Source organism: Atribacterota bacterium (assembly GCA_028717805.1).
GTDB lineage: Bacteria > Atribacterota > Phoenicimicrobiia > Phoenicimicrobiales > Stramentimicrobiaceae > Stramentimicrobium.
On the sequence record JAQUNC010000027.1, the window covers coordinates 21964 to 32716 of the forward strand.

Genomic DNA, 10753 nt, shown 5'->3' on the forward strand with positions numbered 1-10753 from the left:
ATAGAATTTTTATTCTCACTATGAAAATATTTTATTATATGCAAAATTTGCAATTTCTCCACCAGTATGAAGAAACACTATATTTTCATTTTTCTTAAATTTACCTTTTTTAATTAAATCAATCAATCCGGCCATTGCTTTTCCGGTATAAACAGGATCAAGTATTACCCCTTCAGCTTGAGCTACAGTATGTATTGCCTGGATGCCCTCTTTTGTTGGAATAGCATAACCTTCTCCAATATAATCATCATTCACTTCTATTTCATCAGGATAAAATTGTCTGCATGCTAATCCTGGTGCAAAATCTTGTATAGTTTTGTTGCATAACTCAGCAATTTCTTGAGATTTTGGTTTTATATGTCGACTGATACTAATCCCAAAACATCTGGTATGCATTCTATATAGTCTTAATCCTAATTCTATTCCCACCTGAGTACCACCAGTTCCGACTGCTGTAATAATATAATCGATATGAATACCACCTTCTTCAGTTTGTTGCTTTAATTCTTTGACCGCATTGATATAGCCCAGGTTCCCCATTGGATTACAACCACCTAAAGGTATAATATATGGAATTTTGCCATTCCTTCTTACCTCTTCTGCTATTTCACCCGTAATTGGTGTCTCTCCTGTTTCTTCTTTCTGTTCATCCTCATCAGAATAAGGTTTAAATCTTATATCACAACCTAAGATGGAATCTAAAAGTAAGTTACCTTGATATTCTCCCGGTTCATTTCCATTAAGCACCAAAATAACCCCCAATCCCAGTTTTTTAGCAGCCGCAGCAGTTTGCCTTGCCCAATTAGATTGAAGTCCTCCAATGGTGACAATGGTGTCTGCTTTTTTTTCTAACATATCAGCAATAATATATTCAAGCTTTCTTGCCTTGTTACCTCCAAAGGCAAGCCCAGTACAATTATCTCTTTTAATATATATATTAGGTCCTTTGAGCATTTCAGTAAGATTTTTAGCAAGTTCTAATGGAGTTGGCAGGATAGCTAATGGAATTCTTTTATATTTTTTTATGAAATCCATCATATTCTCCTCCGATTTATCTATGAGGTAAATTAAACCCCCAGGTATGCTTGTTTTACGGTAGGGTCTTCCATCATTTCTTTTCCAGCTCCATAAGATTTTATACGCCCGCTTTCCAGAATATAAGCATTATCAGCAATCTCAAGAGCCTTAAAAGCATTCTGTTCCACTAATAAAATTGTGACTCCTTTTTGATTAATTTCTTTTATTTTAAAAAAAACTTCTTCGGTAAGATTTGGTGCTAATCCCAGAGATGGTTCATCTAACATGAGAAATCTTGGTTTAGTCATTAAGCCTCGAGCAATAGCTAACATTTGTTGCTCTCCTCCAGATAATGTTCCTCCGTATTGTTTTGTCCGCTGTTTTAATATTGGAAATAAGCTATAAACACCTTCTAAATCTTTCTTAATTTCTTCCTTATCATTGCGCAAATAAGCACCCATGATCAAATTTTCATTTACGGTTAAGCCAGGAAATATTCTTCTTCTTTCCGGAACTAATACTATACCGAATTTAATAATTTCATAACTACGCGATGGCAATGGAGTTTTTCTAAAAATAATTTCACCGGATGTTCGTTTTATGATACCAGCAATACTTCCTAATAATGTAGACTTCCCTGCACCATTACTCCCGATGATTGACACTATTTCATTTTCTTTGACATGAATGGATACATCCTGTATTGCATGAATATTTCCATAAAATACGTTAATATCTTTAATTGTTAACATTTTTAGAATCTCTTCTTTCTTGATTACTGGCTAAATTTGAATGCCCCAAATAAGCTTCTATCACAGTGGGATTTTTTTGAATTTCTTGAGGTATCCCCTCAGCAATTTTTTTACCAAAATTTAAAACAACAATATTCTTGCTAAGACTGGTAATTACATTCATATGGTGTTCAATGATAATCATGGTTAAATTATATTTTGAATAAATTCTTTGAATTAAACCAATAATATCCATCACTTCTTTCGGATTCATTCCTGCAGCTGGTTCATCTAAAAGTAATAATTTCGGTTCTAAAGCTAACGCTCTGGTAATCTCTAGTTTTCTCTGAAATCCATAGGGTAAATTACTCGATCTGGTTTCAATATATTTACCTAAGTCCATTTTTTTTAATAATTCTCTTGCATCATGATCTATTCTTTGCTCAATCTTTCTATAGTTACTTGTTCTAAATAAAGTATCAATAAGGTTGTATCTCGTTTTGTGATACAAGGAAGCCTTCACATTATCAAGGGCTGTTAAATTTTTAAAAAGTCGTATATTTTGAAATGTCCTTGCTATACCAAGACTAATAATTTGATCTGGTCTCATTTTGCTTATAGATTTACCATCAAAACGTATTGAACCAGAATCAAAGGTATAACCTCCCGTAATTAAATTAAATACGGTAGTTTTTCCAGCTCCATTTGGTCCAATTAAACCAAGAATATCATTCTTTTTCAGCGTAAAAGAAATATCATTTAAGGCACATATGCCACCGAAACTCTTTTTAACCTCTTTCAATTCCAATAAAGGCATTTTTATATCTATCTCCTTGAATTTCGATTATCTTTTATCCATTTAATTAATTGTTTGTATTTAGTTGAAAATGTATTAAAAGTAATTTCTTGATATCCCATTAAGCCGCTCGGTCTAAATATCATCGTTAATACTAAAACAGTACCATAAAAAACTAAACGCCACAATTTTGCAAATCTAAAGATTTCAGGTATGGCAACAAATATATATGTTGCTATAATTGGCCCTGTTATGCTACCAATTCCACCGCATACTACTGAGGCTAAAATTTGGGTTGACTGCTCTAATGTAAACATCACAGGTTGTATGAAACCATAGAAGTGAGCAAATAGACCTCCTGATAGCCCACAAAATAATGCACTTGTAAAAAATGAAAAATATTTTGTTTTAAATAAAGGAACGCCGAGCATTTCAGCAGCAATAGCATCTTCTCTAACTACAACCATTCTTCTACCGTATTTGGAGTGAATAATATTTCTAGCAACGATTATGCATATTATTATCGTGATGATAACGACTGGTATATTGCAACAAATCCTAATCCCGGGTAAGCCACGAGCTCCTTGTGTAATTTTGAGATTTTCTAATATAACTCTGACTGCTTCCCCAAAACCTAAAAGAGCAACAGCTAAATAGTCACTTCCCAGGTTTCCTCTAATGGTTGGATAACCTATTATTAAACTTACCAACCCGGCAAGCATGCTTCCAATTATAACAGCTAGAATAAAGGGGAAATGATAAAAATAAGTCAAGATCCCAGCCCCATAAGCTCCTATTGCGACAAATGCAGCATGTCCAAAAGAAAATAAACCCGTAAATCCAGTAAATATTGTTACACCGATTACAGCTACTACATTTATCGAACCTACGATAAAAATTGTTTTAAAATACTCCACAGATATCTCCCTCCCACCAATTTCTTATCTGTATTTATTTTTTACATCTTATCTTCAAGTTTTTTTCCAAAAAGGCCTAAGGGCTTGAATAAAAGTATGAGAATCAACAATGAAAATGAAAAAACATCTCTTACAACTGATGAAATATAAACAGATACAACGGTTTCTATAATGCCAAGTATAAGACCTCCTATAACTGCACCCGGTAAACTGCCAAGACCACCAATAACAGCCGCAATATAAGCTTTATTGGTAATCCATCCCATTTGTGGATATACCATATATCTCATACCCATAAATACTCCTGCAAGACCAGCAAAAATACCTGATAAAAAGAATACATTCCTAATTAAAACATTAAAATTTGCTCCCATTAATGATACTGCTATTTGATCTGAGACCCCTGCTCTAATTGCTATTCCACTCTTTGAATGGTTTAAATAGAGATGTAATAGAATGATGCAAATTACGGATACGAAAAAGGAATAAACATCGATGACTCCAATTGTGCTTGAAAATACCTCATAATAATTTTTTGAAAAAAACTTTGGGTATGAGTAAAAATTGGAACCAATAGTAGAATAGACCAGATTTTCAAGCATAATTGATACACCCATAGCTGTAATGATTAAATACAGCGAGGGAGCATTTCTTTCTCTTAAGGTCCTATAAGCTAATCTTTCATTAATAATTGATAATATGCCTGTAATGATTGCAGTAATGATTAATGATACTACAAATGGTAAACCTATCACTGAAGAAAAGAGAAAGCCCACATATGCACCCAACATGATTACTGCTCCATGGGCAAAGTTACTAAAATTTAAAATGCTAAACACAAGACAATAGCCCATAGCCATCAAAGCGTATATGCTACCAATCCCAATACCAGTAACTATTGTTTGCAAAAACAAAATATTATCCTCCTATTTCATCTTTTTCATAGTTTAATCATTTTAGATTTATAGCTATCGGAAATATATCACTTATTGGTTTATTTCTTTTTTGTGCTTATAATCCGATAGCTATAAATTAATTTTTGTTACTAATAAAAGATCAGCTACTTAAAGAAGCATTCGAATTAATTTTCTCCTCCAGAATAGCTCATCACATATTCAAATTGACCATCCTTTACAACATTTATTACTGCCGGTTTGTCCAAAGGATTATGAGTTAAAGGATCCATAGTAAAATTATCTGTTGTTAATACTTTTAAGTTCTTGGTATTTTCAATCGCTTTAGCTAATGTTTCCCCATCAGTAGTACCTGCTCGCTTCATTGCATCTACTACCAATAATAATGCATCAACAGCCATTACAGGGTTGGGAAGAACTGGATCTGTACCATAAAGTGCCCTATATTCTTCTAACCATTCACTTAAGGCTGGGTCTGCTAAATCTGCTAAATTAGTAAAATAAAATCCTTCTGTTGCTTCTCCACCTATCGTTACCAAATCAGGACTACCTACACCATCTCCTCCCATAAATGGTGCTGTAATTCCTAAGTCACGAGCCTGTTTTGCAATTAAACCAGCTTCTTTCTGCATTGTTGGTACATAAAGAATATCTACAGGAGATGCTTTAATTTTACCTAAAATAGCCCTAAAATCTAACTCTCCACTACGAAAAGCTTCTTTATTGACAATTGCGCCACCTAAAGCGGTAAAATTGTCTATAAAGTAATCAGCAAGCCATGAAGAATAATCTGAACCAACATCATAAACGATGGAAGCTTTTTTTGCTCCTAACTCATTATAGGCAAAATTAGCGGCAATTTTCCCCTGGAAAGGATCAATAAAACAAACTCTAAAGGCATACTTAAAAGGAGTACCATCTTCTGCAACGGTTGCCATTGGATTTGTAGCTGTAGTTCCGATTTGCGGAGTCTTGCCTTCCTCTGCAACAGTTCGTGCAGCAATAAAGGTACCGCTTTGAGCTAAACCAATGATAGCAGCTACATTATCCCTATCTATCAGTCTCTGGTTAACAATGACTGCTTCTGGAGGATTAGCTCTATTATCGTACTCGATTATCTCAAGGTTCTTTCCTAAAACTCCTCCCTCCTGATTAATCTTTTCAACAGCCATTTTAAGAGCATTCAATTCGGATAATCCCCACATGGAGGATGGCCCGGTCAATGAAACATTCGCTCCGATCTTAATTGTATCGCCTTGAGCAAGAGTAAAAGAACAAAATAGGATTAAAAACAAAATAGTAATTATGCTTTTTTTAAACATCTTTTTCTCCTCTCCCTCTTTCTTTTTTAAATAAAAATCATACTAAAACCACTCTATTTTCTCAGTTCCTTTATTTATCACTCCTTTCTTTTTTAATACCATTCTCTATCAGCACTTATACCTTGACTTAAATTAATTTAAATTGAATTGGTTATTCGTGTTGTCTTTACTATAATATAGATACAATCCAAATACCACTATGAGAAAGAATAAGGTTCACATGAGTTAAGGATTATTTCGCTGCAAGCTTTAAAAATATTATACTAGTACCTATATATAAACACAACAACTTTACTTATACTTACAGAATCTCATATCTTTCTAGAATGATCTCAAAAGTAGCTAAAATTTAGTTATCCAATTTGTCAACAGATAAAAAATGCCTAATTAGATCAAGGCAGATAATGAGTCACAAATCATATTATTGTAATGGGAATGGAAAAGAAGAAAATGTGTAAATGCTAATATCTCGAATTCAACACATCTTATTGGTACTTTAAATTATTTAATTTTTAATATTGTTTGTATTACTGCAAGTAAAATATAATATGCCACTTACTATAATTATTATCGAACCTATGATTGATAACAAATCTGACATAACTCCAAGACAGGCAAATTCTAACATTGCAGCAAAGACAATCTGGGTATAAAGGTATGGTGCTACCATATTTGCTGGCGCAAATCGATAGGCCAGTGTTAAACCAATTTGGGAACCAATAGCAGCAAAACCTAAAATTAATAGGAGAATTAAATCCCAAAGACCAGGTATTACAAAATTACCCTGCCACAACAGTAAAATAATTGCCATTATTCCAGTAATATAAGCATAATAATTAATAATAACCCAATAGTCATCACTCAGACGAAGATACCTTATTATTATATGAGCAGTACCCATTAATATTGCCGAAATTATAGCAAGAACTGCTGGAAATATATCGGTTCTAAAACCAGGCTTAATAACAAATAAAGCACCAATAAAAGCCAGTAAAATAAGAGGAATTTGTTTAAGATTATACTTTTCTTTAAGAAAAATAATTGACATAATTATAATAAAAAATGGGCTTAGACGTTGAATAGTAATTGAATCCGTTATTGGCATTTTGGTATAAGTATAAAACATTGCAGTCACACCTAATGCTCCAAGAAATCCTCTTAAAAATAGTAATGGTTTATTTCTACCCAATATTGGTGTTTCTTTTTTCATTAATATAATTATTGGAATAATTATCATGGATGGGATATTTCTAAATAAAACTATCTCCATCAAAGGAATATTTTTTAATAATTTAATAATAAATGCAATAAGAGCAAAAAAGAAAGCAGCTATAATCATCAATAAAATACCCAGTTTGTAATTTTTTGTATTTTTCCCCCCATCTATTTAGTAATTATTCATAACAATCCCTTCTTCATGTGTTGGAATTGATTTTCTTTACTATTTTTCATTTATTAATATTTAAAAATTTTTTTATAACGATTACCAATTCGGGGCTTTCTTCTCCCATAATATTTATTATGGGAAGAGCTAATCTATTTCTCATTTTCTGATATAACTGGTATCCATCTATCCAAGCCATTTCATAACTGTCTTTTCCAAATCTGCTATATTTTGGATAAAAGGGATTAATGGTAACTGCTAAAATTGGTAAATTATAAAGTGTCTTGATTTTGATTCCCTTGTTTAATATATCCTCAATTATATCCATAAGATGGTTAATATCTCGGGTACCGACTAACAGAAAAGTAGGATTATTAACAAGGATTGTCTTTCCTTTAAACAATTCAGAGTATTGCTCAGATATTTTTTTTAATATATTATCCTGAAAAATACCTGGAATATATATTTCTTCTGTTTCTTTTTCATCAATACTATCAATTAAATTGCTAAGCGTTTTTTGACTAATCAAAGAATGGCTTTTCAGCTGTCTTTTATATCCATTTTTCTGGAAAATGACAATATTATTATGATGCTGTATTATTTCTTGATTAGAAATCTTTTGTTTCTCCCTCAGTGGTATATTAAATGCTCTTATTATACTTTCTGTTTCATCTACAAGTAAATCAATATCAGTTTGACGAGAGGCTCCGGTTGCTAAGATTAATGCATCACAATTAATCAATGGTATCATTCGGTTTAATGCCCCGTCAACCAGAATAAGTTGGCTTTTTTCTTTCTTCAATTTTTGCAGGATGCAAAGAAGATCTTTACCTTTATTTGGACCTGCTAATATAACTAATCCTCCTTGTAATACTTTCCCTATTAGCACTTGTCCCAGGGATGTTTTAACTGATGTTTTTTCAACTATTTCAATTTTCGCCTCAGAAACAGAAAAGCATTGTTTAGCAGTTCCTACCAGGTCCCCTTGTTTAACATAAATACGGGGTTTGGGTAATCCGGTAATATTATCTATATCCTCTCCATCATAACCAATACTGGTTAAACCTACTTTAATTCCTTCTTTATTTGACCATTCTAATAAATAGCTCGCAGTTGTAGTTTTTCCAGTATTTTTAGCAGTGCCCAGTATTCCAATTACTTTACTATTAATCTCCATATACTATTTCTCTATCTCTCAATTAAGGTATTTCTTCCAGCACGACCAGGGTAAGCTCCATCCTGAGGGCTACCCAACAATCCTTCATAAAGAGCATTAATAAAACTGCCTCTTTTAGCAACTTTTTCTAGAGTTGCTTGTATTCCTTTTGTAATCTCCTTCTCATATTCTTTTGCTTTACTGGTCGGCTTCATTTCTGCTTTTCCTAAGAAACGAAATACTTCCTGTACAGCTCTTAAAGTATCGATCCTGGAAGAGAGAGAAATTGGCCCTCTAGAATAGGCTTCATCCGCAGAAGCTATGGTAATAGCATTCACCTTGAGAGAAATAGCGAGAGCAGCATGCAAAGCAGTAGTTAAAGAGGATTGGATTCTGTCTTCAGAATGAGTCATAAAACCAATTGGCTCCCCAGGCCAAATTGGGGCATCAATAATGGAACGTAAGCTGTTAATCTTGGCCACATTATAGTCAATATAATTATCATCCATTTTACCAGTAATCATAACATCAGGTGAATAACAAAAGAGGGGTTTTAATATTGGCTGAGCCTTTAATTTCAAAGCTAAATCAGCAATAATTAATAAACCAGCAAATGATTTATATGCTGGAACACCCCCTAACTCTTCATTGGTCGGCTCATCAAAAGGCATCTTATATTTTGCCGCATATTTTATTGCTTCAAGACCATCAATAGTCAATCTTGCGGGATCAGTGCCACCATTTAATGAACCATATACTATATGAATTTTGGTTAAATCTGCACCTAATTTGCCAGCTATGACAGCTGTTTCTGGTGTATTTAATCCACGATGAGCCCTAACTGTCCAGATTGTTTCTTTATGAAGTGAAGATTTTATTTTTGCTAAATTTTCCCAGGTAATAATGGAACCATCCTCTTCGTGAGATAGTACTCCTTCCAATAGTCCTTCGGTACGCGCACCCCATGAAGGATCAAAATGAAATACTCCATCTGCTCCCCAGGCTTCACTAGTTTTAATATGAGCAATATCCATAATAGGACAACCTGTTCCATACTGTACAAATACAAGAGGTAAAGACTGCGTATGCCTCATTTTTTTAAAATTAGTGTTTTCTTTTTGTTTTTGTATATAAATATCAAGCTTGTTTATTTCTTCTGGAGATAATAATCGAACTTTATCAGGCAATAATCCCTGTTGATAGAATCGACTAATTTTATCATCACAATAGGAGAGATAATTTTCTTTTAAAACTTTAATTTTCCGCGCTTTATCCTCATCAGTAAGGACATCGTCTTTATAAACATTGATCATTTTTCCCCTTAATTTTGCTCTTTCAATTCCAGGGCTGCTTTTCCTCTGACTCCATTGAATAATTTCATCTGTTATTTCATTTAATAGGCCTCTGATTCTATTATTCTTATATTGATAAGTATGACTGGCAGGAATGGATATCTTTTTTCTGAATAACTTTTCCTTTTCTCTTTGAAACTCTCTATCCTCAATATAAGCTATTATCTCTTCAAAATCTGTTCCTGCCCCAAATCCTTTATCAAAACCTAATTCAGAAGCTAATTGTGGAGTGATTGCCTTTCCTCCTAACACTACTTTGGCTTTATCTCTGATCTTAGCCGCTTCTGCCATATCAATAAATTTACCTAATAATTCTGCTACTCCATAACCCAGTGTTCTGCTTACCAAAACATAATTTGCATCAACATCACTTGCCCGATCAATAATTTCTTCTAAGGGTAAATCAGGGGGCAATAAAACAGTATAGTGGCCTCTTTCTTTTAATTTTCTATTTAAAATCTTTAAAGCAACATCATGAACTGGGTCCAGTGGAATTAGTAATATTTTTCTTTTATTAATACTATTATTCATTTCTAATATATGCTCTTATACTCTCATTTATTTATACAAATTTAACCACCCGTAAGCATCTCCGGGTTTATATATATTAGCTCTTATTCTGATACGAACTCCGGAACCTAAAAATTCAATAAACACTATATCTTTATCTCTGAATCCCAATTTCTCCATTATTGCCAGTCCTATCCTTTTTCCTTCTTCTTCGCTTTGGCAAGCAATAAAAGTTTCAATATCCAGGGAATCTACAATCCTATTTAAAGTTTCAGACTCCTCTTTCATATGCTTCACACCTTCTTTTCTCGATTATCCCGAGAAAATTATTAAATAATTTTCTTCTATAAAATACTTCTTAATTCTTTCTCTTTTTCTTTGTGCTTAATCTTTTTCTCAATATTTTTTTATAATTTAAAAATTTCATTCCAATCAGCCATATTAAAATAACAGTCATGTATTTTATTATTTATTTTCCTGGGAAACGGAAACGGTTCTTTAAAACAAGTAGTCTACCTATTACTTTCCATCCTGACCTCCTGCCAGTATCCCCAGGGGAACAGGCTTGGTAGGGGGTCGGAAGGTGGAAAGGGGTATCTCCTCTACTTTTTTGTTCAGATATCGGGCTATAGCCTGGAGAAGTACTCTCCGGCA

The 10753-nt window shown here is 33.2% G+C and carries 10 protein-coding genes; all 10 read right to left on the minus strand.

Annotation, left to right across the window (positions count from 1 at the left end; translation table 11 throughout):
* Positions 1-18 precede the first annotated feature (18 nt).
* Positions 19-1038: a D-cysteine desulfhydrase family protein gene (locus PHD84_07035; GenBank protein ID MDD5637552.1), complete on the minus strand. Its 1020-nt coding sequence runs from the start codon at positions 1036-1038 to the stop codon at positions 19-21.
* A 29-nt stretch (positions 1039-1067) separates the two neighbouring features.
* The gene (locus PHD84_07040; protein ID MDD5637553.1) at positions 1068-1769 is read right to left on the minus strand and encodes an ABC transporter ATP-binding protein; all 702 of its coding nucleotides are present in this window, start codon (positions 1767-1769) and stop codon (positions 1068-1070) included.
* Positions 1756-2565: an ABC transporter ATP-binding protein gene (locus PHD84_07045; GenBank protein ID MDD5637554.1), complete on the minus strand. Its 810-nt coding sequence runs from the start codon at positions 2563-2565 to the stop codon at positions 1756-1758. The genes PHD84_07040 and PHD84_07045 overlap by 14 nt, the downstream gene beginning before the upstream one ends.
* A gap of 8 nt (positions 2566-2573) precedes the next feature.
* Entirely contained in the window at positions 2574-3461 is an 888-nt protein-coding gene (locus PHD84_07050; protein ID MDD5637555.1) for a branched-chain amino acid ABC transporter permease, read from the minus strand.
* A gap of 41 nt (positions 3462-3502) precedes the next feature.
* Positions 3503-4375 (minus strand): branched-chain amino acid ABC transporter permease, encoded by an 873-nt coding sequence (locus PHD84_07055; GenBank protein MDD5637556.1) that lies wholly within the window; start codon positions 4373-4375, stop codon positions 3503-3505.
* 167 nt (positions 4376-4542) lie between these two features.
* Positions 4543-5697: an ABC transporter substrate-binding protein gene (locus tag PHD84_07060; protein MDD5637557.1), complete on the minus strand. Its 1155-nt coding sequence runs from the start codon at positions 5695-5697 to the stop codon at positions 4543-4545.
* Positions 5698-6202: 505 nt separating this feature from the next.
* A complete protein-coding gene (locus PHD84_07065; protein ID MDD5637558.1) occupies positions 6203-7084 on the minus strand; it encodes a DMT family transporter in 882 nt (293 codons plus the stop codon).
* 61 nt (positions 7085-7145) lie between these two features.
* Positions 7146-8258, minus strand: coding sequence for a hypothetical protein (locus tag PHD84_07070; GenBank protein MDD5637559.1), 1113 nt, complete (start codon positions 8256-8258; stop codon positions 7146-7148).
* Between the two features lie 11 nt (positions 8259-8269).
* A complete protein-coding gene (locus PHD84_07075; GenBank protein ID MDD5637560.1) occupies positions 8270-10120 on the minus strand; it encodes a cobalamin-dependent protein in 1851 nt (616 codons plus the stop codon).
* A 27-nt stretch (positions 10121-10147) separates the two neighbouring features.
* Entirely contained in the window at positions 10148-10387 is a 240-nt protein-coding gene (locus PHD84_07080) for a hypothetical protein (GenBank protein MDD5637561.1), read from the minus strand.
* Positions 10388-10753: the final 366 nt, after the last annotated feature.

What these genes read in the sequence shown, in the direction of transcription:
- PHD84_07035 (MDD5637552.1), bottom strand. Translation starts at nt 1,038, where the DNA reads ATGATGGATTTCATAAAAAAATATAAAAGAATTCCATTAGCTATCCTG.
- PHD84_07040 (MDD5637553.1), bottom strand. Translation starts at nt 1,769, where the DNA reads ATGTTAACAATTAAAGATATTAACGTATTTTATGGAAATATTCATGCA.
- PHD84_07045 (MDD5637554.1), bottom strand. Translation starts at nt 2,565, where the DNA reads ATGCCTTTATTGGAATTGAAAGAGGTTAAAAAGAGTTTCGGTGGCATA.
- PHD84_07060 (MDD5637557.1), bottom strand. Translation starts at nt 5,697, where the DNA reads ATGTTTAAAAAAAGCATAATTACTATTTTGTTTTTAATCCTATTTTGT.
- PHD84_07070 (MDD5637559.1), bottom strand. Translation starts at nt 8,258, where the DNA reads ATGGAGATTAATAGTAAAGTAATTGGAATACTGGGCACTGCTAAAAAT.
- PHD84_07075 (MDD5637560.1), bottom strand. Translation starts at nt 10,120, where the DNA reads ATGAATAATAGTATTAATAAAAGAAAAATATTACTAATTCCACTGGAC.
- PHD84_07080 (MDD5637561.1), bottom strand. Translation starts at nt 10,387, where the DNA reads ATGAAAGAGGAGTCTGAAACTTTAAATAGGATTGTAGATTCCCTGGAT.